Source organism: Salmonella sp. 32100201201700099SM (assembly GCF_017572645.1).
Lineage (GTDB): Bacteria > Pseudomonadota > Gammaproteobacteria > Enterobacterales > Enterobacteriaceae > Salmonella > Salmonella enterica.
Window position 1 is genome coordinate 1 of sequence record NZ_JAGERQ010000005.1, and the last position, 25,293, is coordinate 25,293.

Consider the following 25,293-nt stretch of genomic DNA (forward strand, 5'->3'; position numbering starts at 1 on the left):
TCGGTATCCACTCGTCTTCACGTCCGGCAGCGGTATCGGTATAGCGCGGATCTATCACGATCATGCGCGCATTTGAGCGTTCACGCGCTTGCTCCAGAAACCAGGTAATGCCGCCGCCGCTCATGCGGGTTTCGCCAGGGTTATTACCAAACAACACCACCAGCTTACTGTTTTCAATGTCGGATGGACTATTGCCATCCGCCCAGCCGCCATAGGTGTAGTTCAGACCCGCTGCGATTTGCGCGGAAGAGTAATCACCGTAGTGGTTAAGATAACCGCCGCAGCAGTTCATCAGACGAGCGACCAGCGTTTTTCCCGGCGGCCATGAACGTGTCAAAGTGCCGCCCAGCGTTCCCGTGCCATAGTTCAGATAAATGGACTCGTTGCCATACTCTTTGATAAGACGCTGCATATTGGTGGCAATGATATCGTAGGCTTCGTCCCAGCTAATACGCTCAAATTTACCTTCGCCGCGTTTTCCCACTCTTTTCATCGGATACTTAATGCGATCCGGGCTATAAACGCGCCAGCGACTGGAACGCCCGCGCAGGCAGGCGCGAACCTGATGCAGGCCATCGTAATCATCGTTTCCGGTATTATCCGTTTCTACATATTTGATTTCGCCATCCACAACATGCATACGTAGCGGACAACGGCTGCCACAGTTTACCGTACAGGCGCTCCAGACGACTTTCTCGCCGGTTTTCGCCGGGCTTATTGCCTCTGCGGCGTTAGCGATGCGGGTAAATGGCAGGGTAAATGCGCTACTGGCCATCGCCAGGCCGCCTAACGCGGTGGTTTTGACTAAACCACGACGGCTCACCTCGGCTGCCAGCACGGCATCAGGGATCTTAGTTTTCATAAGGGCTCACTCTGCTGCTCACAATAAAAAATAATAAAACGATGTATAGAATTTTATATAGCGATAACATCGCTATAAAGTCTGATATATATCGAAAAAGTAGAAAAATAGTGTTAAAAACTGACCTTCATTCGAAATCAGTATTACCCCTAATAGGGTAGGAATTATTGTCCGGTATCAAACTGGCATAAAAAAAGCGCCCGAAGGCGCTTTTTAGAAGAGGAGAAAGCGAGGATTAGCCGATATATTCCAGTCCGTTCATGTACGGACGTAATACTTCCGGCACTTCAATGCGGCCATCAGCCTGCTGATAGTTTTCCATCACGGCCACCAGGGTACGACCTACCGCCAGACCAGAACCATTCAGGGTATGGACCAGACGGGTCTTTTTGTCGGACTTGCTGCGACAGCGTGCCTGCATACGACGCGCCTGGAAGTCCCAGACGTTAGAGCAGGAAGAGATCTCGCGGTAGGTATTCTGCGCCGGAACCCAGACTTCGAGGTCATAGGTTTTGCAGGCGCCGAAGCCCATATCGCCAGTGCACAGAATAATTTTACGGTACGGCAGTCCCAGTAGCTGGAGCACTTTTTCCGCGTGACCGGTCATCTCTTCCAACGCAGCCATAGAATCTTCCGGGCGAACGATCTGCACCATTTCCACTTTGTCAAACTGATGCATACGAATCAGGCCACGGGTATCACGACCATAAGAACCTGCTTCAGAACGGAAACAAGGCGTATGCGCCGTCATTTTAATCGGCAGCTGATCTTCGTCGATGATTTCATCGCGTACCAGATTGGTCAGCGGAACCTCCGCCGTCGGGATCAAAGCATAGTTGCTGCTGTCTGCTTCTTCTTCCAGCGGACGGGTATGGAACAAGTCGCCTGCGAATTTCGGCAGTTGACCGGTGCCATACAGCGTGTCGTGGTTAACCAGATACGGCACGTAGTTTTCGCTATAGCCGTGCTGTTCCGTATGCAGATCCAACATGAACTGCGACAATGCGCGATGCATACGCGCAATCTGTCCTTTCATCACCACAAAACGGGAGCCGGTCAGCTTAACCGCGGCGGCAAAGTCGAGGCCGGAGTGCATTTCCCCTAAGGTGACGTGATCGCGGATTTCAAAATCAAACTCACGCGGGGTACCCCAGCGGCTGACTTCAACGTTGTCGTTTTCATCTTTACCTACCGGCACTTCATCCGCAGGCAGGTTTGGGATGGTCAGCGCGATATCGCGGATCTCCGCCAGCAAGGTATCCAGCTCGGCTTTCGCCGCATCCAGCTCTTCGCCCAGTTTATTCACTTCCAGGCGTAAAGGCTCGATATCTTCCCCGCGCGCTTTCGCCTGGCCGATGGATTTCGATCGAGAATTACGCTCCGCCTGCAGGTTTTCCGTGTTGACCTGCAAAACTTTACGACGCTCTTCAAGAGCGCGCAGCTTATCTACATCCAGCTTAAAGCCCCGGCGTGCCAGTTTTTCAGCGACTGCGTCTGGCTCATTACGCAGCAGATTGGGATCGAGCATGCTTATCCTGTGCTTATCGAATAATAAAAGGAAACGCGATCAATTGATGATCGCCTCTGATTGTATTGATGAACGTAAACCGCGTTTACGTAATAGCGACGTTTTCGCCTTACCTGACCGACGACAGCAACAACGCATCCATTGCGCTATACCCGCGGACCTCATAAGCAGCGTGCTATCAGGCATAACGAGATTCATCATCAACGCCATGATACCTGGAGCATCATATTTAGAGATAACCTTACCGCAACGTTTACACTAGCGGTAGCGTTTTGTGGGGCTATTTTGATCCTGTTCAGCCAGCCAGGCGAGCTTTTCGCCAATCTTGCCTTCCAGACCACGATTTGTCGGATGATAATAGCGCGTTTGCGCGATTTCCGGCGGGAAGTACACTTCACCCGCAGCATAGGCATTGGGCTCATCGTGGGCATAGCGGTACTCCTGGCCATAGCCCATCTCTTTCATCAGTTTGGTTGGCGCATTACGCAGATGGACAGGAACGTCATAATCAGGACGTTCGCGCGCATCGGCCAGCGCAGCCTTAAAGGCGGTATAGACGGCGTTGCTCTTCGGCGCGCAGGCGAGATAAACGATAGCCTGCGCGATCGCCCTTTCGCCTTCAGCCGGGCCGACGCGGGTGAAACAATCCCACGCGGCAATGGCGACCTGCATCGCGCGCGGATCGGCATTACCCACATCTTCCGAGGCAATCGCCAGGCAGCGACGCGCCACGTACAGCGGATCGCCTCCCGCGGTAATGATACGGGCATACCAATAGAGGGCGGCATCCGGCGCGCTGCCGCGCACTGATTTATGTAAGGCGGAAATAAGATCGTAGAAGCGATCGCCTTTGTTATCAAAACGCGCGCTGCGCTCGCCGGCGATCTCGGTCAACAAGGCGGGCAATAAAACGCGTTTGCCGCTGTCATCCGCCTCCGCCATATCAGCCATCATTTCCAGCGTATTTAAGGCGCGCCGCGCGTCGCCATTGACCAACTCAGCAATCGCTCGCCGTGTCTCATCCGGTAACACGATATCCTGATCGCCGTAACCACGCGTTTTGTCCTGCATCGCCTGGTCCAGTACTTGCTCAATATCGTCAGTGGTCAACGATTTCAGCAGATAGACCCGCGCTCGCGACAATAGCGCCGAGTTCAGCTCAAAAGAGGGATTTTCCGTGGTCGCGCCGATAAAGGTGATAGTGCCATCTTCGATATGCGGTAAAAAGGCGTCCTGTTGGCTTTTGTTAAAGCGATGCACTTCATCGACAAACAGGATGGTACGGCGACCGGCATTACGATTCTGGCGGGCGCGCTCGATAGCTTCACGAATCTCTTTTACCCCAGAAGTGACGGCGGAAATACGCTCGACATCGGCGCTGGCGTAGCGGGCGATCACTTCAGCGAGCGTGGTTTTCCCCGTCCCTGGCGGCCCCCATAAAATCATGGAGTGCAGATGCCCGGCCTCAATAGCGCGAGGCAACGGCTTACCTGCGGCCAGCAAATGCTGCTGGCCGATATACTGCGCTAAATTTTCCGGCCGCATTCGCGCGGCCAGCGGTTGAAACGTATTATCAGAAAAATCGAGCGACAGATTGCTCACTCATCGCCTCTACTTACGTTGGTCGTCTATCGTTACCCCTTGCGGCGGAGTAAACGTAAATTTTGACGGATCAACAGCGCCGTTTTGCTGGGATTTTAGCTGATAGGCGCTACGCTGATCGTCTTGTTCTACGGCGCTAAACTGGTGGATAGTCCCGTCGCGTCCCACATTGATGGTGAACTGTTTCAGATTGCCGTTGCTGGCTTTCGGCGTCAGCACAAAATTATCGCCATCCTGCTTAATATTATACTGCTGCCAGTCGCTGGCCTGGTTGCGGGCAATCAGCATAAACGGTGTATTTCCGGTGGCATCTTTCAACCACGTGGCGGTAGCCTGTTCTACAAACGGGTTATAGAACCATAACGTTTTGCCGTCAGAAACCAGAATACTCTCGTCAGGTTGCGTCATATGCCAGTTGAAAAGATTTGGCCGCTTAACCCATAAATCACCCTGTCCCTCCTGCACCGCGGCACCGCTGCCATCGGTGACTTTTTGAGTAAAGGTGGCATGAAAGCTGCTCACTTTATCCAGACGGCTTTTCAGAGAGCTGACGGCGTCAGCCCATACGCTGCTGGCTACAACGCTTGAAAGTAATGCACAGGCGATTGCCATTTTTTTCATCATTATTCCTCAGGTTTCGACACTCCCGACCAGGAGCTCCTTTTGCTTTCTATTCCAGGCCAAAAATCAGCATGAGGAAAGAAGAAAATACTGAATTTTGTTGCCGGATGGCAGCCTGCACAGCGCCATCCGGCTTACAGGTTTACTCAAAAGGCGGCGGAGCCAGCACTTCACGATTACCGTTATGCCCCTGAGCGCTGACAATACCCTGCGCTTCCATCTGTTCGATAATACGCGCCGCACGGTTATAGCCGATGCGGAACTGACGCTGAACGCCGGAAATGGACGCTTTACGCTTCTGGGTGACGAAATTAACGGCCTGATCGAATAGCGCATCTAATTCTTCGCCGCCGTCAAAACCGCCACCGCCACCTTCGCTTTCGCTGTCGGAGGTAATGCCATCCACATATTGCGGACGACCGCGCGCTTTCCAGTCCTGCACCACCGCATGGACTTCCTGGTCACGCACAAACGCCCCATGGACACGTACCGGCATGGTGGAGTTTGGTCCGGAATAGAGCATGTCCCCCATTCCCAATAGCGACTCAGCGCCACCCTGATCAAGAATGGTGCGGGAGTCGATCTTGCTGGATACGGTAAAAGCGATACGGGTTGGAATGTTGGCTTTAATTAAACCAGTAATCACATCGACCGACGGACGCTGCGTCGCCAGTACCAGGTGAATCCCCGCGGCGCGCGCTTTCTGCGCCAGACGCGCGATCAGCTCTTCAACTTTTTTACCGACGGTCATCATCAGGTCGGCAAATTCATCAACCAGTACCACGATATACGGGAGTTTTTCCAGAACCGGATGCTGAACATCCATACTGTCGCCCGGCTTCCAGTACGGGTCCGGAATCGGGCGTCCCATGCGGGCCGCTTCGGCGATTTTCTCGTTATACCCAGCCAGATTACGCACGCCGAGCGCGGACATCAGCTTATAGCGACGCTCCATCTCATTGACGCTCCAGCGTAACGCGTTAGCCGCGTCTTTCATGTCGGTAACAACTTCCGTCAGCAGATGCGGTATACCTTCATAGACCGAGAGTTCTAACATTTTCGGGTCGATCATGATAAAGCGAACGTCTTCCGGCTGCGCTTTATACAGCATACTGAGGATCATGGCGTTAACCCCGACCGACTTACCGGAACCGGTCGTACCGGCCACCAGCAGGTGAGGCATTTTCGCCAGATCCGCCACTACCGGATCGCCCGCGATATCCTTACCTAACACCACGGTAAGCGGCGACGGATTCTCGCGAAATTTGGCGTTATCCAACACTTCGCGCAGATAAACGGTTTGCCGTTTCTTGTTCGGCAATTCCAACCCTACGTAAGGTTTGCCTGGAATGACTTCCACAACACGTACGGCTACCGTTGACAAGGAGCGCGCCAGATCCCGGGAAAGGTTGGAGATACGCGCCGCTTTAACGCCCGGGGCCAGATTCAGTTCAAAGCGAGTAATGACCGGGCCTGGCGAATAGTTCACCACATCAGCTTTAATGCGGAAATCCGCCAGACGCGCTTCAACCAGACGCGCCATTTGTTCCAGCGCAAAGGTATCTACCGGTTCAACTTCGCTCGGCGGCGGCGTCAGAAGATCTAACGAAGGCAGCGGCGTCGTCGGACGCTGTAATGGACGACTGTCGCCGTTACGCATCAACAGCGGGTGGATCAGGCTGTCTTGCGGCGCTGTCGGCTGTTGCGGCTGCTGATACTGCGGTTGCGGCGCTACCGGCTGTTGCGGCTGCTGATACTGCGGCTGCGGCGCTACCGGCTGTTGATACTGCGGCTGTGGCGCTGTCGGTTGCTGCGGCTGCTGATACTGCGGCTGCGGTGCTACCGGCTGTTGCGGCTGCTGATACTGCGGCTGCGGCGCTACCGGCTGTTGCGGCTGCTGATACTGTGACTGCGGCGCTACCGGCTGTTGCGACTGCTGGTACTGTGGCTGAGGCTGCGGCGCTACCGGCTGTTGCGGCTGCTGATACTGTGACTGCGGCGCTACCGGCTGTTGCGACTGCTGGTACTGTGGCTGAGGCTGCGGCGCTACCGGTTGCTGAACAGGCGTTGACTCGGGCATGACACCCGGCGTGAACAGCGGTTCGTGCGGACCTTCATCAACCAATACTTTCATTGGCGAGAAATCCAGATCGTCCAGTGAGAACGGCTGCGCGCCAGCGGGTTGCTCGCCGGAATAGCGCTGCTGTTGCGAAGCGGCAAACTGGCGGGCTAATTCAGCTTCCGCAGCGGTATCGTCATCTTCTGCCTGTTGAGTATCGTGCTGATACGTCTCACCATAACGATGCTGCTGCGACTGCGCAAACTGACGGGCTAACTCGTCCTGATGCATTGCATCTATTTCTTCATCGGTTAGCTGCACGCCCGTCTCGTACTGATTGCGCTCCGCCTCGCGGGCTTTTTCTTCTGCAATCCTCTGTGACGGCAGCTTAATACCGTACGACGCCAGTTCCCGTCGGGTCGGCACGCGAACGCGGTTCGGACGCGGCAGTTGTGGACCAATTCCCTCTTTCACCTGCGGACGCGGCGCGCCGCCGGTAGCCAAACTAAAGGCAGGCGCAGCGGCCGCGGCGCCTGCTGCCAGGGCGCCACTCTTAATACCTGCGTCAAGCGACGCGGCGGCGGCTACCGCTTCCACTGGCGGTATGGACGGCGCGACAGATACCGTAGGTTTGACCGGCACGTTCTCTTTTACCGGCTCCGGAATCGGTTGATACCATGCCGCCAGTTGTTCGCGTTCACGGGCGCGTTTCTCTTCCACCTCTTCAAAATAGTAAAGCGGAGGACGGGCGGGTCTGGTCTCTTCTATGCCAGGTTCAGGCTCGGTGGTAACCGGCTGTTCGATAACCGGCGGCGGCATGTGGGAAGGTTCAGCCGCTATCGGCTCCGGCTGATGGGTCGGCTCCGGCTGCCAGTGTTGTTCGGCATCCGGCGCCTGCCATTGCGGCTGTGTTTCCTGCGGCGCAAGAGAGTCATATTCTGCTGCGGTCGCTGGCGTCGCGGCGTATTGCGGCGCGGAAGCGACAGGCACAGGTTGCTGCCACGGCGCACTTTGCGCCTCTTGCGGTTGAGCATATTGCGGATGCGGCTGATACCCCTCCGGCGCAGGCGCGATAACCGGTTCGCCGGTTTGCGGCCCCGGTACGGGCTGCCACTCCACGGTCGGTTGCGCGACAACCGGCTCAGCCCCCGGCATGGGCGGCGTTTGCATTATGGGATCGGCGGACGCTGCCCACGTCTGGGTGACGGCAGTTGCGGCCGCAGCGGCGGCGACCGGTTCGGTGACAGAATGGCCGTTTAACAGCGGATCATATTCATCATATTCCGGCTGCGTCGCACGGTTGCCCGAAAACAGAACGTCGTCGGGATCGGCAGCGACGCCGCGCGCGCTATACTGAATGTCCTCGTCATCATCCATCCGTTTGCCGGAAAAGAGCGCGGCATCGGTCTGACGGCCCCGTGGATTGCTGAATTTTTCAGCCAGTCGCTTACGACGCGCCAACGCGCCGCGCAAAATACGCGCCCGGCGAGATTCACGCTGCACGCCGTCGGTTTCTTCATCGTATTCGTCATCATACTCTTCGTCGTCAACCCACGTATCATCACGCCGGGTACGGTTGCTGGCGAAGGTCAGTATATTAAGCAGCCAGCCGCCTAATTTTTCGGCGATACTGACCCAGGACCAGCCGGTAAAGAGCGTCAGCCCGGCAGCCCAAATACAGAGAAGCATTATCGTTCCGCCGCTACTATGCAACAACGGCTGCAGCGTGGTGCTTAACAGGCTGCCAATTACGCCGCCGGAGGCGAAATACCAGATATCGTCGGCATTAATGGCCGCCAGACCGCAGGAAGTGAGAATCAGCGCCAGCACGCCGATAAGGCGTAGCGACACAGCAAAATAGTCGATGTAATCATCCGTAGACTGATGACGCCACGCAAACCAACACCCGCCGACAATAATGACAGGGATGGTGTAGGCCATTACGCCAAAAATAAAGAACAGTGTATCGGCCAGCCACGCGCCCGGCGCGCCGCCTAAATTATGGATGGGTTCATGCCAGGCGGTTTGCGACCAACTGGGGTCTGAAGGGTTAAAGCTCAACAAGGCCGCCATCAACCAGACGGCAAAAAGAGCAATAAGTATCAACAACGCTTCCAGAAGTCGGCGCCCGCTGCTTAACTTCGTCAATGTGACGTCTTTGTCTTCAGTATATTCCTGGCTCAAAAAAGGCTCTCCAGGTTCCAGGCTTTTCCCGCCCGATGCTAAAACGGACAACAGCACCGGGTTGCCCCGGCACTGTTGCTGTATGGATTAACAGGAGTGTAATCAAACTACGGCGATTTTGCACCTGTTCCGTGTTAGCGTGTCTTAATAACCAGACGATTACTCTGTTTTACCTCTTCCATCACTACGTAAGTTCGGGTGTCGTTCACACCTGGCAAGCGCAGCAACGTCTCTCCCAATAGTTTTCGATACGCTGACATATCCGGTACACGGGTTTTCAACAGGTAGTCGAAATCGCCGGAAACCAAATGACACTCCTGAATCTCTTCAAGCTTTTGCACGGCGGCATTAAACTGTTCAAACACATCCGGCGCGCCGCGATTTAAGGTAATCTCAACGAATACCAGAAGTGACGCATCCAGATAATGCGGGTTCAACAGCGCCGTATAGCCCTGGATAAACCCCTGTCGCTCCAGCCGACGCACACGCTCAAGGCAAGGTGTCGGCGAAAGTCCTACTCGTTTAGAAAGCTCGACGTTGGAAATACGCCCATCCTTTTGCAGTTCATTAAGAATGTTACGATCGATACGGTCGAGATCTTTGCCAGGGCGCTTCTTGCTATCTACCATTATTATTGTCTCTCTGTATTCCTTCCCTACTCCTGCCTGACTCTACTCACATCACTGTTCAGAGTCGCTGCCCATCACAATAGACCGAAACCCAGAGGGATTAACGGCGCGCAATGCCTGGTCTATGGTGAGAAGACCGTTGCCTCGCGGCAGCTATCGACATCACGAATGGCGTCTGTCCACGCCATGCGTAGATTTCACTAGCCCGGTAAACATGGTATTTACATGCATGATTATGCAGCACATACATAACACAGTTTTTTTCTTCCTCGAATGTTTTCGCAAAACAGCAGGTGATTGTCAAAGCAAAACATCGATTTTTAGTACAACATGCCAGTTATTCATTAGAGAGGGCGGTAAACTGTCATTTCGCCACCTTATAAGTTACCGATTTTAAGTAAAATTTGTGATGATAACGTCGCTGTCGCGGTCGTTCATCGGTTCATGCTATTACACATATTGTTAACAAAATCGTTATGCTCTTTTTTTACGTCTGTAAATTCCCTACAATTCTGCTCATTGTCTGCCAACAACTATGGGGATCTCATGGGCACGACCAAACACAGTAAGCTGCTTATTCTGGGCTCAGGACCGGCGGGATATACCGCAGCGGTGTATGCCGCGCGCGCAAATTTACAGCCCGTACTTATTACCGGTATGGAAAAAGGCGGTCAACTGACTACCACGACGGAAGTGGAAAACTGGCCCGGCGATCCAAACGATTTGACCGGCCCGCTGCTGATGGAACGCATGCATGAGCATGCGGCAAAATTTGAAACTGAGATAATCTTTGATCACATCAACAACGTGGATCTGCAAAATCGTCCGTTCCGTCTGACAGGTGACAGCGCAGAGTACACTTGTGATGCGTTGATCATTGCGACCGGCGCTTCCGCGCGCTATCTGGGGCTGCCATCGGAAGAAGCCTTTAAAGGGCGCGGCGTTTCCGCCTGCGCAACCTGCGACGGTTTCTTCTACCGCAATCAGAAAGTGGCGGTGATCGGCGGCGGCAACACCGCGGTTGAAGAAGCGCTTTATCTGTCCAACATCGCTTCGGAAGTGCACCTTATCCATCGCCGTGACGGTTTCCGCGCTGAAAAAATCCTCATTAAGCGCCTGATGGATAAAGTTGAAAATGGCAATATCATTCTGCACACCAACCGGACGCTGGAAGAAGTGACCGGCGATCAGATGGGCGTCACCGGTCTGCGCCTTCGCGACACGCAGCAGAGCGATAATATCGAGACGCTGGACATCGCCGGACTTTTCGTAGCCATCGGTCATAGCCCAAACACGGCGCTCTTCGAAGGCCAGCTTGAGCTGGAAAATGGTTATATCAAAGTTCAGTCCGGCACCCATGGCAACGCCACACAAACCAGCATCCCTGGCGTATTCGCGGCGGGTGACGTCATGGATCATATTTACCGTCAGGCGATCACCTCTGCAGGCACGGGTTGTATGGCGGCGCTGGATGCTGAACGCTATCTCGATGGTCTGGCCGACGCGAGTAAATAGTTTTTACAAATCAGTAACAAAAGTAAAAAAGGCGACTATAAGTCGCCTTTATTTTTGCGTCGTTGTAACATTGCCCTGCCTGAAATTCCAATAACTCACCTGCTAAGCGTGCAATGAATAAAACCCGTCAAAAAGAGCTGACCCGCTGGTTAAAACAGCAAAGCGTAATCTCCCAACGGTGGTTGAATATTTCCCGCCTGTTGGGGTTCATGAGTGGCGTATTAATTGTCGCTCAGGCCTGGATCATGGCGCGTATCCTGCAACATATGATCATGGAGAACATTCCACGGGAAGCGCTGTTGCTCCCTTTTATCCTGCTGATACTGGTCTTTGTCCTCCGCGCCTGGGTGGTGTGGTTGCGCGAGCGCGTCGGTTTTCATGCCGGACAACATATTCGCTTTGAGATCCGCCGTCAGGTGTTGGATCGTCTGCAGCAAGCCGGCCCAGCCTGGATTCAGGGCAAGCCCGCCGGTAGCTGGGCGACGCTGGTGTTGGAACAGATTGACGATATGCATGACTATTATGCGCGCTATCTGCCGCAAATGGCGCTTGCCGTTTGCGTACCGCTCTTAATCGTGGCGGCGATTTTCCCGTCAAATTGGGCGGCGGCGCTGATTCTGCTGGGCACCGCCCCGCTCATTCCCCTATTTATGGCGATGGTGGGGATGGGCGCGGCTGACGCCAACCGCCGCAATTTCCTGGCGCTTGCCCGGCTAAGCGGCCATTTTCTTGACCGTCTGCGCGGGATGGAAACGCTGCGAATTTTCGGTCGTAGAGAAGCGGAAACCGAGAGCATTCGCGCAGCATCGCAGGATTTTCGTCAGCGCACGATGGAAGTACTGCGCCTCGCCTTTTTATCTTCCGGCGTGCTGGAGTTTTTCACCTCGCTTTCTATTGCGCTAGTCGCCGTTTATTTTGGCTTCTCTTACCTGGGCGAGCTGAACTTTGGTCATTACGGTACCGGCGTGACACTCGCCGCCGGGTTCCTCGCCTTGATCCTCGCGCCGGAGTTTTTCCAGCCGTTACGCGACCTCGGCACGTTTTATCATGCTAAGGCGCAGGCGGTTGGCGCGGCGGATAGTCTGAAGACGTTTCTGGAAACACCCCTCGCCCACCCGGCGCGCGGCGAAGTTGAGCTGGCGGAAAACGAACCTGTAACCATTGACGCAGTCAATCTTATTATCACTTCGCCAGAAGGCAAAACGCTTGCCGGGCCACTGAATTTCTCATTAGCGGCAGGAGAACGCGCCGTCCTGGTAGGACGCAGCGGTTCCGGTAAAAGCTCTCTGTTGAATGTATTATCCGGTTTTCTCTCCTATCAGGGATCTTTGCGTATTAACGGTGTCGAGCTTCGCGATCTCTCGCCGGAATCCTGGCGCCAGCATCTCTCCTGGGTTGGGCAAAACCCGCAATTACCTGCGGCGACGCTACGCGAAAATGTATTACTGGCGCGCCCGGACGCCAGCGAGCAGGAACTTTATGCCGCGCTTGACGCCGCATGGGTAAGCGAGTTTTTACCGCTGCTGTCGCAGGGAGTAGACACCCCGCTCGGCAATCATGCCAGCAGACTTTCCGTCGGCCAGGCACAGCGTGTAGCGGTCGCCCGTGCGCTACTTAATCCCTGTCAACTGCTACTGCTGGATGAACCGGCGGCAAGCCTGGACGCTCACAGCGAGCAACGCGTCATGCAGGCGTTAAAAGCGGCGTCAAAACGCCAGACCACATTAATGGTGACGCATCAGTTGGAAGATCTCGCCGACTGGGACGCTATCTGGGTTATGCAAGATGGCGCGATTGTCGAACAAGGCAGTTATGCCGAACTCAGCGCCGCCAACGGCGCTTTTGCGACGTTATTGGCTCACCGTCAGGAGGATATTTAAATGCGCGCGCTACTCCCTTATCTGACGCTTTATAAACGCCACAAATGGATGCTAACGCTGGGAATTGCGCTGGCAATCCTGACCCTGCTTGCCAGTATCGGGCTGCTGACGCTTTCCGGCTGGTTCCTGTCCGCGTCCGCTATCGCAGGCTTCGCGGGAATTTACAGTTTTAACTATATGCTCCCGGCAGCCGGCGTGCGCGGCGCGGCCATTACCCGTACCGCTGGTCGTTATTTTGAACGTCTGGTAAGTCATGACGCCACGTTCCGCGTGCTGCAACATCTGCGTATTTACACCTTCAGCAAACTTCTACCGCTCTCCCCCGCGGGTCTGGCGCGATATCAGCAAGGTGAACTGCTGAACCGCATCGTTGCCGACGTCGACACGCTGGATCATCTCTATTTGCGCGTCATCTCCCCGCTGGTCGGTGCTTTTGTAGTGATTATGATTGTCACCCTGGGGCTTAGCGTTCTCGACGTGACGCTGGCGATCACGCTGGGCGGCATTATGCTGTTGACGCTGTTTATTATGCCGCCGGTGTTTTATCGCGCCGGCAAAAATACCGGCCAAAATCTGACGCATCTACGCGGTCAGTATCGCCAGCAGCTCACGTCATGGTTACAGGGCCAGGCGGAACTCACCATTTTTGGCGCCAGCAAACGCTATCGGGCGCAAATGGAAGCCACCGAATTACAATGGCATGAGGCCCAACGCCGACAGTCTGAACTCACCGCCTTATCGCAGGCGTTAATGCTGCTGATTGGCGCGCTGGCGGTGATGTTAATGTTGTGGATGGCCTCCGGCGGCGTTGGCGGCAATACGCAGCCCGGCGCGCTCATCGCGCTGTTTGTCTTCTGCGCGCTGGCGGCTTTCGAGGCGCTTGCGCCCGTTACCGGTGCATTCCAGCATCTGGGGCAGGTTATCGCCTCTGCGCTTCGTATCACTGAATTAACGGAGCAAAAACCGGAGGTGACCTTTCCGCAGGCAGAAACTCTCGCGCCGGAAAAGGTCACACTCACCCTGCGGGACGTTTCGTTTCGTTATCCCGACCAGCCGATTAATGCGCTCAATGCCCTCTCATTACAGGCTAATCCTGGCGAGCATGTCGCTATTCTGGGGCGTACCGGCTGCGGAAAATCAACGCTGTTGCAGCTACTCACCCGCGCCTGGGACCCGCAACAAGGCGAAATTCTGCTCAACGATCTTCCGCTATCCTCGTTGAGCGAATCCGCCTTACGCCGGACTATCAGCGTGGTACCGCAGCGTGTCCACCTGTTCAGCGCCACGCTGCGTGATAATTTATTACTGGCGGCGCCCAATGCCAGCGACGAAGCCCTTTCCGACATGCTGCGTCGCGTCGGTCTCGAAAATCTGCTCGAAGATAGTGGGCTTAATAGCTGGCTCGGCGAAGGCGGTCGTCTGCTATCCGGCGGCGAACTTCGTCGTCTGGCCATCGCCCGCGCGCTGTTGCACGATGCCCCGTTAATGCTGTTGGATGAGCCCACTGAGGGGCTGGATGCGACCACCGAGAGCGAAATGCTGGAATTACTTGCCGATGTGATGCGCGAAAAAACCGTCCTGATGGTGACTCACCGTTTGCGCGGCCTGGCCCGTTTTGATCAAATCATCGTAATGGACGACGGGCGCATCATTGAGCGAGGCACTCATGCAGAATTGTTAGCCGGACAAGGGCGCTATTATCAGTTTAAACAACGTCTGTAAGCTATTATTGAACGATCCGACTTGCGTACTGGAGTTTCGCCGTCATGCGTCTGGTTCAGCTTTCCCGACATTCTATCGCCTTCCCTTCGCCGGAAGGCGCTTTACGCGAGCCTAACGGTTTACTGGCGCTGGGCGGCGATCTCAGCCCTGCCCGGTTGTTAATGGCCTACCAGCACGGGATTTTCCCGTGGTTTTCGCCGGGCGACCCGATTCTGTGGTGGTCGCCCGATCCGCGCGCCGTGCTGTGGCCTGAAAAGTTTCACCTCAGCCGCAGCATGAAGCGCTTTCACAACGCATCCCCGTACCGCGTGACGCTCAATTACGCTTTCGATCGGGTCATTGATGGATGCGCCAATCACCGTGACGAAGGCACCTGGATAACGCGTGGTATTGAGGAAGCCTATCGCCGATTACATGAATTGGGCCACGCGCACTCCATTGAAGTGTGGCGCGATCAGGAACTGGTCGGCGGGATGTATGGCGTCTCGCAGGGGGCGCTGTTTTGCGGCGAATCGATGTTTAGCCGCCAGGAGAATGCCTCTAAAACCGCACTGCTGGTTTTTTGCGCTGAATTTATCCGTCACGGCGGTAAACTTATTGATTGTCAGGTACTTAATAGTCATACCGCCTCGCTCGGCGCAATTGAAATTCCACGTCGTGACTACCTCGATCACCTCGCGGGTTTACGCCAACAGCCGCTGGCCTCCCGTTTTTGGGTGCCGCGGACATTATTTTTGCCCCGAAAGTGAATGTTTTCGGCACATTTTTTATTGGGGTGTTATAATTGCTGCCGCAGAATTGGTTTAGCTCATTATCCCGCAGCCCGTTGTCAGGTAACGCCCATCGTTTATTTCACCGTTCCCTTATATGTTGCGCTTATGTCGATACATCAGGCGGTAGTATCAGGGAAAAGGTGTATAACGCGGCGTTGTCGTGTGTCGCGGAATCATGTGCTAAACTTGGTTTGCTGTGTTTTAAACGCACAAATCTTTACTTATCAAAAGAACTTCGGCATTATCTTGCCGGTTCAAATTATGGTAGTGATACCCCAGAGGATTAGATGGCCAAAGAAGACAATATTGAAATGCAAGGTACCGTTCTCGAAACGTTACCTAATACCATGTTCCGCGTAGAGTTAGAAAACGGTCACATGGTTACTGCACACATCTCCGGTAAAATGCGTAAGAACTACATCCGCATCCTGACGGGCGACAAAGTGACCGTTGAGCTGACCCCGTACGACCTGAGCAAAGGCCGCATTGTCTTCCGTAGTCGCTAATTGTCTCCTCACGCCCTGAAGGGCGGCTGGATAAAAGGTCGGTTTAACCGGCCTTTTTTGCGTCCATTAAGTCGATGAATGACGAGCAGGTTACTCTTCCACCATCCGCGCATACTCTTCCGTCAAAAAATCGACCAACGCGCGTACGGAAGGTAATAATCCTCGCCGGGATGGGAACACAGCATGAATAACCTCCCGCCGGGGCTCCCACTCTTCCAGCACCGCGACCAGTTCACCGGCGGCCAGTTGTTCTTTCACCATTAAGACAGGTAACTGCACAAGCCCCACGCCCGCCATCGCCGCCTCGCGTAGCGCCAACATGTCTGTAGTAATCATACGCGGGGTAAAATGGACTTCCACACGCGCGCCCTGCGGGCCGTAAAGTTCCCAGCGGTGGATATGCTTGCCGGATGCAAGACTTAGCCCTGGCCAATGGCTCAACTCCGCCGGCGCGGAAGGGATTCCCATCCGTGCGATAAGATCCGGGCTGGCAAACAGGCGATGCCCTCTGTCAGCCAGGACGCGCATCACCAGGTCGCTATCCTCAAACGGGCGCGGCCTGACGCGAATCGCCACATCCACCCCCTCCCCTACGACGTCCACCCGACGATTGGTTGCTTCAAGCTGTAGCGAAACATCAGGATAACGCGCCATAAATTTCGCCAGCATTGGGCCGATGTGTACATGCAGCAGCGTCACCGGGCAGGTTAGCTTCACGATACCGCGAGGCTCTACCTGCAATGCGGCAATGGCATCCTGCGCCGCCTGAGCTTCCACCAGCATCGCTTTACAGTGCTCATAGAATGTTTGCCCCACTTCGGTAACGTTAAACTGCCGGGTGGTTCGCTGAATCAATCGCACGCCCAGCCGTTCCTCCAGTTGCGCAATACGCCGGCTCAGTTTTGATTTTGGTTCATCAAGCGCACGCCCCGCCGCGGCAAACCCACCCTCTTCGACCACATGCACAAACCACGCAAAATCATTGAGATCCGTTTTTATCATTACATTGTCCTATTAATGGAACGGTATGAGCCATTTTACCCACTACCGAACATTTTGTCATGAATATAAGCTTATTCACATCAAGACAACGCCACTGAGGAGAACACCATGAAACAGATTACAGGCGTCTATACCGCACCTCGCCCGCACTGGGTTGGCGATGGATTTCCGGTTCGTTCACTCTTTTCTTATCAGTCACATGCGCAGCAGTTGAGTCCATTCCTGCTGCTGGATTATGCCGGGCCGCACACCTTTACGCCGGGTAATGAAAAACGCGGCGTTGGGGAGCATCCACACCGCGGTTTCGAGACCGTGACGATTGTTTATAGTGGCGAAGTCGAGCATCGGGACTCTACCGGTCGCGGCGGCGTTATCGGCCCGGGCGACGTTCAGTGGATGACCGCAGGCGCAGGCATTTTGCATGAAGAGTTCCACTCCGACGCGTTTACCCGTCGGGGCGGCGAACTGGAAATGGTGCAGTTGTGGGTTAACCTTCCCATGAAGGACAAAATGACCACCCCGGGTTATCAAAGCATTACCCACGATGTTATCCCGACCGTTACGTTGCCGGATGACGTCGGAGTCGTGCGGGTCATCGCAGGGCGTTATGAAGAGACAAAAGGCCCGGCGCACACTTTCTCGCCGCTCAATGTCTGGGATATGCGCCTGCAACGCAATCGCCAGTTTACATTGGCACAGCCGGAAGGATGGAGCGCCGCGCTGGTGGTACTGAAAGGCAATATCACGGTGAACGGCACGACGCCGGTCAACGAAGCGCAACTGGTGGTATTGAGCCAGCAAGGGAAAACGCTGCACCTTGAGGCCAGCAGCGACGCCAGCGTATTGCTGTTATCAGGCGAGCCGCTGAATGAACCGATTGTGGGTTACGGCCCATTTGTTATGAACACGAAACAAGAGATCGCAGAAGCAGTCCGCGATTTCAACTCCGGCCGTTTTGGCCAAATCTGAAAACATGAAGGAGAACACGATGTCAAGTCCTGCTAATTTTAATGGTTTGCGCCCGGTAATTGATGTTAACGATTCCGTGATGCTTTTAATCGATCATCAAAGCGGTCTTTTCCAGACCGTAGGCGATATGCCAATGCCGGAATTACGCGCTCGCGCCGCGGCGTTGGCGAAGATGGCGACGTTAGCGAAAATGCCGGTCATTACCACGGCATCCGTACCGCAAGGTCCGAACGGCCCGCTGATCCCGGAGATCCACGCTAATGCGCCACATGCACAGTACATTGCGCGCAAAAGTGAAATTAACGCCTGGGATAACGAAGATTTCGTTAAGGCGGTAAAAGCGACGGGTCGTAAGACGCTGATCATTGCCGGGACGATTACCAGCGTGTGCATGGCATTCCCGGCCATTAGCGCGGTAGCAGAAGGTTATAAGGTATTTGCCGTGATCGACGCATCCGGTACCTACAGTAAGATGGCGCAGGAGATCACCCTGGCGCGTATCGTACAGGCTGGCGTCGTACCGATGGATACTGCCGCAGTTGCCTCTGAGCTGCAAGGCACCTGGAACCGTGAAGACGCCGCCGCGTGGGCCGACGTTTATACTCAGGTATTCCCGGCCTATCAACTGCTGATCGAAAGCTACAGCAAAGCGCAGGATGTGGTGAAAAACAACGAAATGTTGGATTCACAGCGCTAATTTGCCTCCCCGCGCCAGTTTGGGCGGGGATTATGTCTATTGCATGAGCAAACGACAGTGAATATGTAAATTCTGCTTGACCGTTTTAGCGCAACTCCCTATAGTAGCGCCCCGTTGCCCCCCCAAGCGGTCAGGCAGCAATACAATATGGTGAGGTGTCCGAGTGGCTGAAGGAGCACGCCTGGAAAGTGTGTATACGGCAACGTATCGGGGGTTCGAATCCCCCCCTCACCGCCATATTCAAGTTGAGAGCCTGTACAGAAGTACGGGCTTTTTGCTTATATGCATCCCCCAAACCAAGGGGGGATGAGAACACCCGACCGGGGTTCGACACAAAAACGCCGGGAGCGTTTTTGAACAGAGCTTGCTCTGGCCCCGAAGGGGCGAGGCCCAGGGATGGGCTGAGTAGCGGCGCAGCCAGTTGGACAGACCGGGCGCACAGCGAACGGGCTGCCCCGAAGGGGCGAGCGCAGCGAGTCAATCCCCCCCTCACCGCCATATTCAAGAAAGAGCTCGTACGAAAGTACGGGCTTTTTTTGCATCTAAACTCCTTGTTTTTGCTGTGATTTTCCTGATGAAAGGTTTGTTTTTGGATCTTTCGTTGCTATAGGGAAGTTGCTGTAGATTGTGTAAAAACAGCCCTACTTCCCTACCTGAAACGCTTTAGAAAAGTTTGCATAAGTATCTCTCGGTAGTAAAAAAGCACCGAGTTCCTCTGTCTGATGCTGCTGTTGATTTGTTAAAAGATTTACCACGATTAAAAGATAACAATCATGTATTCCCTGCCCCTGGCGCTGAAACACTTTCTGATATGTCGTTATTGGCTGTATTGAAACGAATGGGATATACCGACTTAACGCAACATGGCTTCCGTTCTACTTTCCGTGAGTGGGCTGGTGAAACAACGGACTATCAACGTGAGGTTATTGAACATGCGTTGGCACACCAGTTGGCAGATAAGGCTGAAGCAGCGTATCAGCGTGGGACGTTATGGCCTAAACGAGTGGCGCTGATGGATGACTGGACGGGGTATAGCACTGCCAACAGCTAAGCTACATGTACGAAAGCATTATCGTTGATAACAACGTAGAAAGTGTGATGCTAATAGCATTCGCTTTCGAAAATGTGATAAGGGATAATTTCAAAATTAACTATTTCTTATATGATTATTATCATGGTTTGCAAATTACATAAACCACTCAAGGAGAGGTTATGCCCGGACTGATAGGCTATTGGAAGCAACTTCCCACCAAAGATGAATATATTAAAAAACACAATATGAGCAAAATATCCTGCTACAGTTGTGGTCACGAGAAATTCAGCGATGTTGGTTTGATACAGGTATGGGATAATCACAGAAGAATTCTTTGTGCTAAGTGTAAGACTACTCTTTTCAGAGAAGAGGATTAGTTTTTTTGGCATTGGTAAGGACAGCATCAGCTCCAGCATCGGGATAATCCTGAAGTGAAGCAGCTTTTTCACCGTACAGAGGCCAAACCGAAACGTGTTAATCGCCGGTTCGCCAGTGCCATAGAGACTGTAATTAAAATTGTGTAATTGCCTGTTTTTGATATGTTCACTCCAGTAACGGAGACAGGCACATTATGGACGAAAAGAAACTCAAAGCACTGGCCGCTGAACCGGCTAAAGACCTTAAAACCGAAGCCGACCTCAATCAGTTTTCCCGCATGCTGACGAAATTAACCGTCGAAACGGCGCTCAATGCGGAGCTGACTGACCACCCCGGGCATGAGAAAAATGCGCCCAAAACAGGCTCAAACACCCGCAATGGCTACTCGTCAAAAACGGTGTTATGCGATGACGGTGAGATTGAACTGAACACGCCGCGTGACCGTGAAAACACCTCCGAACCACAGCTGCTTAAGAAGCACCAGACGCGCATTACGCAGATGGACAGCCAGATTTTATCCCTCTGCGCCAAAGGCATGACTACCCGCGAAATCGTCGCCATCTTCAAAGAGATGTACGACGTCGATGTGTCACCCTCGCTGATATCTAAAGTCACCGACGCCGTAAAAGAGCAGGTCACTGAGTGGCAAAACCGGCAACTGGATGCGCTGTATCCCATTGTTTATATGGATTGTATGTAGTCAAAGTTCATCAGAATGGCAGCGTAATCAACAAAGCCGTCTTCCTGGCACTGGGTATCAACACCGAAGGCCAGAAAGAGTTACTGGGTATGTGGCTGGCCGAAAATGAAGGCACAAAGTTCTGGCTAAGCGTGCTGACGGAGCTGAAAAAGCGGGGCCTTCAGGACATCCTGATTGCCTGTGTGGACGGTCTGAAGGGTTTCCCGGATACGATAAACAGCGTCTTCCCGCAAATCCATATCCAGCTATGCATTATCCATATGGTGCGTAACAGCCTGAAATACGTGTCCTGGAAAGACTACAAAGCCGCCACCAGCGGCCTGAAGACGGTCTATCAGGCCCCGACCGAAGATGCGGCACTGATGGCGATGGATGCGTTTCCCCCAGGGATCCCTATTTATGCTGTTGCTGATGGAGTGCTGGTGCATAACCCTTATCCCTTTTACTCTGGTACTTCTGCTGTAGAAATCAGACATGGTGAATTAATCCTTCGTTATGGCGAAATTGCTAATGGATCACACATAGGTGGGTCGTCTGTGAAAAAAGGTCAGATTATTGCTAAGGTGGGGAGGCTGAACAGTGGTTCATCTATGTTGCATCTGGAAATTTATACCAATGGAGCATCCTCGGCCAGTCTTACAACACGTGTAGGTGAATTAAGAAGGCGTTCCGATGTAACAGATCCTGCACCATATCTGAATGTATGGAAAAATAATCTTCCAAAAGTTTGATCTTCAAGGAATTGATAAAGTGCTTAAATATATAGGTTTTATTTTAGTTCTGATGTTATCTGGCATTGTTGGTTGTGCTGCAACCGAACCTGGCAACATACCATTAGATGGCCTAAACACTAATAGCTTCGACATTGGGGAGATTACTGATGGAGAGATTACTGATGATTTGAGGCACTCCACTTGCACTCTGCGCCTGGCCGATAATAAGAAGGAGGATTCCTATAACTATATTGAAGGGGCGATTTGTCCTGCGGATGGTGAAGAATGTACTTACTCTGCCATCATGAAACTGAATGGGAATATAACAATATTGAAACAGATATCATCAGGTGAAAATGACTCAGTATATAAAAATAAGGATTTTTCTATCTTCATAAAACAGATTCCAGTGGCAGAGCAAAATGATGATGAAGGAAGCGACATTAAAGCCACTATTGTCGTCAAAACAAAAAGCGATGAAAAAACACTTAATATGACGGGATACTGTGGGGTTTAAAAAATGAATATTCTCTTACGAAAATAAAGCAAATCAGAATAGATTTTTTAAAATTTGTAATGCGTAACTCTATCTGGAAAGTAAGTTGATGATAAAATCAAAAGGCAGATATCACCGCACAATCTGGACGCTCGAAGAACTGGAATTCGTGAAAACCTACTCTCGCCACTGGCATGAGCGGGAATATCAGCTTCTGGTACAGTATTATCCTGTGGAAGGTATGGCTGTAGCAGACCGCTTACCCGGCAGAACAAGAGCATCCATGAGACAAGCGCATACTCAATGGGCCTAAAATTTCCAGCACGGCTTCCGCACATTCATGGAACGTCTTCTGTCGGCGGGCTTTTTTTTTCGCATTTGACCCGTCGATTACCGGATGATGGCGCAACTTACAAGCGCCTTATCCGCCTACCGCGAGCACAACGCCATCAGGCTAACTATTAGCCGGCATAAAAAACCGGGCGCTAAGGCCCGGTTTGTACGGCAGTGAAACGAAGATTAATGCGCGGCTTCCGGCTTGTGCTTTTGCGCACTCTGGAAGCCATACGTCAACGCATTTTTCTCTTTATCCAGCGCGACGGTGACCTGTCCGCCATCAACCAGCGATCCAAACAGCAACTCATTGGCCAGCGGTTTTTTCAGGTTATCCTGAATCACACGTGCCATTGGTCGTGCGCCCATCGCCCGGTCATAGCCCTTTTCCGCCAGCCAGTCGCGCGCTTCCTGACTGACTTCCAGGGAGACGCCTTTCTGATCCAACTGAGCCTGCAACTCGACGATAAACTTATCGACAACCTGATGAATCACCTCGCCAGACAGATGATCGAACCAAATAATGTTGTCGAGACGGTTACGGAACTCCGGCGTAAACACTTTCTTGATCTCGCCCATCGCATCGGTACTGTTGTCCTGATGAATAAGACCAATAGATTTACGTTCGGTTTCTCGCACGCCGGCGTTGGTGGTCATCACCAGCACCACGTTGCGGAAATCCGCCTTGCGGCCGTTGTTATCGGTCAGCGTACCGTTATCCATCACCTGCAGCAGCAGGTTAAAGACATCCGGGTGCGCTTTTTCGATCTCATCCAGCAACAGCACCGCATGAGGATGCTTAATCACCGCATCCGTCAGCAGCCCGCCCTGGTCGAAACCGACGTATCCCGGAGGCGCGCCGATCAGACGGCTCACCGTATGACGCTCCATATATTCGGACATATCAAAACGCAACAGCTCAATACCCAGCGCTTTTGAAAGCTGTACCGTAACTTCAGTTTTCCCTACGCCAGTTGGGCCGGCGAACAAGAATGAGCCGACAGGTTTATGCTCATGGCCCAGGCCCGCACGACTCATCTTAATAGCTTCGGTCAGCGCCTCAATCGCGTTATCCTGGCCGAAGACCAGCATTTTCAGACGATCGCCCAGGTTCTTCAGCGTATCACGATCGCTCTGCGAGACGCTCTTTTCAGGAATTCGCGCAATTCGCGCCACTACGGACTCAATATCCGCCACGTTGACCGTTTTCTTACGTTTGCTCACCGGCATCAGACGCGCCCGAGCGCCCGCTTCGTCAATCACGTCAATGGCTTTATCCGGCAGATGGCGGTCATTGATATATTTTACCGCCAGCTCGACCGCCGCACGCACCGCTTTCGCGGTATAACGCACGTCGTGGTGCGCTTCGTACTTAGGTTTCAAGCCGTTGATAATTTGCACCGTCTCTTCCACCGAAGGCTCGGTAATATCAATTTTCTGGAAACGGCGCGCTAATGCGCGGTCTTTCTCAAAAATATTGCTGAATTCCTGATAGGTCGTTGAGCCGATCACCCGGATCTTGCCGCTGGAAAGCAGCGGTTTAATCAGATTTGCCGCATCCACCTGTCCACCCGACGCCGCGCCAGCGCCGATAATGGTATGGATTTCATCGATAAACAGGATGCTGTTGGTATCCTGCTCAAGCTGTTTCAGCAACGCCTTAAACCGTTTTTCAAAATCGCCGCGGTATTTGGTGCCCGCCAGCAGCGAACCGATATCCAGAGAGTAAATGGTGCAATCGGCCATCACTTCCGGCACATCGCCCTGCACGATACGCCAGGCCAGCCCTTCGGCAATCGCCGTTTTACCGACGCCGGATTCCCCCACCAGCAGCGGGTTATTTTTACGGCGACGACACAAGACCTGGATCGCGCGTTCCAGTTCTTTTTCACGACCAATCAGCGGATCGATGCCACCCACGCGAGCAAGTTGGTTAAGATTCGTCGTGAAGTTTTCCATACGTTCCTCCCCGCCAGCTTGTTCGTCGCCAGTTGGCTGATTGCCGAGATCGGAAGATTGGCTCGGTTCGTCTTTTCGCGTCCCGTGAGAAATAAAGTTCACGATATCCAGACGGCTCACTTCATGCTTGCGCAGCAGATAAGCCGCTTGTGATTCCTGTTCGCTAAAGATAGCCACCAGCACATTAGCGCCAGTCACTTCACTACGCCCGGAAGACTGAACATGGAAGACGGCACGTTGCAGGACACGCTGGAAACTTAACGTCGGCTGCGTATCACGCTCTTCTTCACTGGCAGGCAGTACGGGTGTGGTTTGTTCAATGAAGGCTTCGAGTTCCTGACGGAGCGCCACCAGATCCACGGAGCATGCTTCCAGCGCTTCGCGAGCCGATGGGTTGCTGAGCAGCGCCAGCAACAGATGCTCGACGGTCATAAACTCATGACGGTGCTCGCGCGCTCTGGCGAAAGCCATGTTTAAACTGAGTTCCAGTTCTTGATTGAGCATAGGCACCTCCCCCAATTTTTATACCTGCATTCAGGCTTTTTCCAGCGTACACAGCAACGGATGCTCGTTCTCCCTTGCATACTTGTTCACCATCGCCACTTTGGTTTCCGCCACCTCGGCGGTAAACACGCCGCAGATAGCTTTGCCTTGATAGTGAACTGCAAGCATCAATTGCGTTGCACGTTCTACATCATAAGAAAAGAATTTTTGTAACACGTCAATAACAAACTCCATCGGAGTGTAGTCATCATTGACTAATATCACTTTATACATAGATGGCGGTTTTAGCGCGTCGCGCACGCTATCTTCCACCAACTGGTCAAAATCCAGCCAATCGTTCGTCTTACCCATTGTCAGTCGTCATTATCGGTTACGGTTGTCGGCAGGAAAATCTGCCGCTGACCAGAGTCTATGCACACAATCAATCTACCTCAATTGATAGATAACTAACATCTATCAGTACCATCCGCGACATCTGTCACATTCCCGGCAATAGCGTTAACTGCTTCAAATTTTTGATTCATTTTTACCCGATCCCCCCTGCCTGATGCTTGACGCCTCGCCTGATTTCTCTAAATTGTAATGTCGAGAGTTGGTGAGGTTTTGAACAGCCCCCACTCCGTCACCG

At 53.2% G+C, this 25,293-nt stretch carries 21 protein-coding genes, 1 tRNA gene and 2 pseudogenes; 14 read left to right on the forward strand and 10 right to left on the reverse strand.

Features of this window, described 5'->3' with window-relative positions; all coding sequences use genetic code 11:
* The 6 genes from J4685_RS09330 to lrp all read right to left on the reverse strand — a co-directional run.
* On the reverse strand, positions 1-862 hold an 862-nt coding region (locus tag J4685_RS09330), incomplete at its 3' end, for a molybdopterin-dependent oxidoreductase (protein WP_208202737.1).
* Between the two features lie 235 nt (positions 863-1,097).
* A complete protein-coding gene (gene serS / locus J4685_RS09335) occupies positions 1,098-2,390 on the reverse strand; it encodes a serine--tRNA ligase (RefSeq protein WP_000886697.1) in 1,293 nt (430 codons plus the stop codon).
* 258 nt (positions 2,391-2,648) lie between these two features.
* A complete protein-coding gene (gene rarA, locus J4685_RS09340) occupies positions 2,649-3,992 on the reverse strand; it encodes a replication-associated recombination protein RarA (RefSeq protein ID WP_000067785.1) in 1,344 nt (447 codons plus the stop codon).
* 9 nt (positions 3,993-4,001) lie between these two features.
* On the reverse strand, positions 4,002-4,613 hold the full coding sequence (lolA, locus tag J4685_RS09345) for an outer membrane lipoprotein chaperone LolA (protein WP_016505422.1): 612 nt from the start codon (positions 4,611-4,613) through the stop codon (positions 4,002-4,004).
* A 142-nt stretch (positions 4,614-4,755) separates the two neighbouring features.
* Positions 4,756-8,856 (reverse strand): DNA translocase FtsK, encoded by a 4,101-nt coding sequence (gene ftsK, locus J4685_RS09350; protein WP_011233088.1) that lies wholly within the window; start codon positions 8,854-8,856, stop codon positions 4,756-4,758.
* Positions 8,857-8,990: 134 nt separating this feature from the next.
* Positions 8,991-9,485 carry a leucine-responsive transcriptional regulator Lrp gene (lrp, locus tag J4685_RS09355; protein ID WP_000228469.1) on the reverse strand — a complete coding sequence of 165 codons (495 nt, stop codon included), beginning with the start codon at positions 9,483-9,485 and terminating at the stop codon, positions 8,991-8,993.
* A 546-nt stretch (positions 9,486-10,031) separates the two neighbouring features.
* Here lrp and trxB point away from each other — a divergent pair.
* The 6 genes from trxB (at position 10,032) to infA (ending at position 15,881) form a co-directional block, all read left to right on the forward strand.
* Positions 10,032-11,000: a thioredoxin-disulfide reductase gene (gene trxB / locus J4685_RS09360; protein WP_000537407.1), complete on the forward strand. Its 969-nt coding sequence runs from the start codon at positions 10,032-10,034 to the stop codon at positions 10,998-11,000.
* A gap of 113 nt (positions 11,001-11,113) precedes the next feature.
* The gene (gene cydD, locus J4685_RS09365; RefSeq protein ID WP_001044548.1) at positions 11,114-12,880 is read left to right on the forward strand and encodes a heme ABC transporter permease/ATP-binding protein CydD; all 1,767 of its coding nucleotides are present in this window, start codon (positions 11,114-11,116) and stop codon (positions 12,878-12,880) included.
* The gene (cydC, locus tag J4685_RS09370) at positions 12,881-14,602 is read left to right on the forward strand and encodes a heme ABC transporter ATP-binding protein/permease CydC (protein WP_001202246.1); all 1,722 of its coding nucleotides are present in this window, start codon (positions 12,881-12,883) and stop codon (positions 14,600-14,602) included. It begins immediately after the preceding gene.
* Positions 14,603-14,646: 44 nt separating this feature from the next.
* Positions 14,647-15,351, forward strand: coding sequence for a leucyl/phenylalanyl-tRNA--protein transferase (gene aat / locus J4685_RS09375; protein WP_001241641.1), 705 nt, complete (start codon positions 14,647-14,649; stop codon positions 15,349-15,351).
* Entirely contained in the window at positions 15,352-15,735 is a 384-nt protein-coding gene (locus tag J4685_RS09380; RefSeq protein WP_001637311.1) for a hypothetical protein, read from the forward strand. It abuts the gene before it with no gap.
* The gene (infA, locus tag J4685_RS09385; protein ID WP_001040186.1) at positions 15,663-15,881 is read left to right on the forward strand and encodes a translation initiation factor IF-1; all 219 of its coding nucleotides are present in this window, start codon (positions 15,663-15,665) and stop codon (positions 15,879-15,881) included. Before J4685_RS09380 ends, infA begins: the two co-directional genes overlap by 73 nt.
* 90 nt (positions 15,882-15,971) lie before the next feature.
* Here the strand turns inward: infA and J4685_RS09390 are convergent, their stop codons facing one another.
* Entirely contained in the window at positions 15,972-16,883 is a 912-nt protein-coding gene (locus J4685_RS09390) for a LysR family transcriptional regulator (RefSeq protein ID WP_000597931.1), read from the reverse strand.
* Between the two features lie 108 nt (positions 16,884-16,991).
* On the opposite strand from J4685_RS09390, the gene J4685_RS09395 reads away from it, so the two are divergent.
* The 8 genes and pseudogenes from J4685_RS09395 to J4685_RS09430 all read left to right on the forward strand — a co-directional run bounded on the left by J4685_RS09395 (position 16,992) and on the right by J4685_RS09430 (position 21,890).
* Positions 16,992-17,852, forward strand: coding sequence for a pirin family protein (locus J4685_RS09395; RefSeq protein WP_000809972.1), 861 nt, complete (start codon positions 16,992-16,994; stop codon positions 17,850-17,852).
* A gap of 19 nt (positions 17,853-17,871) precedes the next feature.
* Complete coding sequence (locus tag J4685_RS09400; RefSeq protein WP_000097898.1) at positions 17,872-18,549, forward strand: hydrolase; 678 nt, start codon at positions 17,872-17,874, stop codon at positions 18,547-18,549.
* Between the two features lie 149 nt (positions 18,550-18,698).
* A tRNA-Ser gene (locus J4685_RS09405) sits at positions 18,699-18,786 on the forward strand.
* A 460-nt stretch (positions 18,787-19,246) separates the two neighbouring features.
* A pseudogene (locus J4685_RS22525) lies at positions 19,247-19,600 on the forward strand (tyrosine-type recombinase/integrase); the annotation flags it as partial.
* A 161-nt stretch (positions 19,601-19,761) separates the two neighbouring features.
* Positions 19,762-19,959: a hypothetical protein gene (locus tag J4685_RS09415; protein WP_001117984.1), complete on the forward strand. Its 198-nt coding sequence runs from the start codon at positions 19,762-19,764 to the stop codon at positions 19,957-19,959.
* A gap of 194 nt (positions 19,960-20,153) precedes the next feature.
* Positions 20,154-21,040 (forward strand): annotated as a pseudogene (locus tag J4685_RS22530) (IS256 family transposase); the annotation flags it as partial.
* Positions 21,029-21,391, forward strand: a complete 363-nt coding sequence (locus tag J4685_RS09425) for a M23 family metallopeptidase (RefSeq protein WP_231845267.1) — start codon at positions 21,029-21,031, stop codon at positions 21,389-21,391. The pseudogene J4685_RS22530 and the gene J4685_RS09425, both read left to right, overlap by 12 nt.
* Positions 21,392-21,410: 19 nt before the next feature.
* Entirely contained in the window at positions 21,411-21,890 is a 480-nt protein-coding gene (locus J4685_RS09430; RefSeq protein WP_023211570.1) for a hypothetical protein, read from the forward strand.
* A 498-nt stretch (positions 21,891-22,388) separates the two neighbouring features.
* On the opposite strand, the gene clpA is transcribed toward J4685_RS09430, so the two are convergent.
* From clpA to J4685_RS22535, 3 genes are all read right to left on the reverse strand, one after another.
* Positions 22,389-24,665, reverse strand: a complete 2,277-nt coding sequence (gene clpA / locus J4685_RS09435; protein ID WP_000934064.1) for an ATP-dependent Clp protease ATP-binding subunit ClpA — start codon at positions 24,663-24,665, stop codon at positions 22,389-22,391.
* 30 nt (positions 24,666-24,695) lie between these two features.
* Positions 24,696-25,016 carry an ATP-dependent Clp protease adapter ClpS gene (clpS, locus tag J4685_RS09440; RefSeq protein ID WP_000520789.1) on the reverse strand — a complete coding sequence of 107 codons (321 nt, stop codon included), beginning with the start codon at positions 25,014-25,016 and terminating at the stop codon, positions 24,696-24,698.
* 95 nt (positions 25,017-25,111) lie between these two features.
* The gene (locus J4685_RS22535) at positions 25,112-25,189 is read right to left on the reverse strand and encodes a hypothetical protein (RefSeq protein WP_212742690.1); all 78 of its coding nucleotides are present in this window, start codon (positions 25,187-25,189) and stop codon (positions 25,112-25,114) included.
* Positions 25,190-25,293 lie beyond the last annotated feature (104 nt).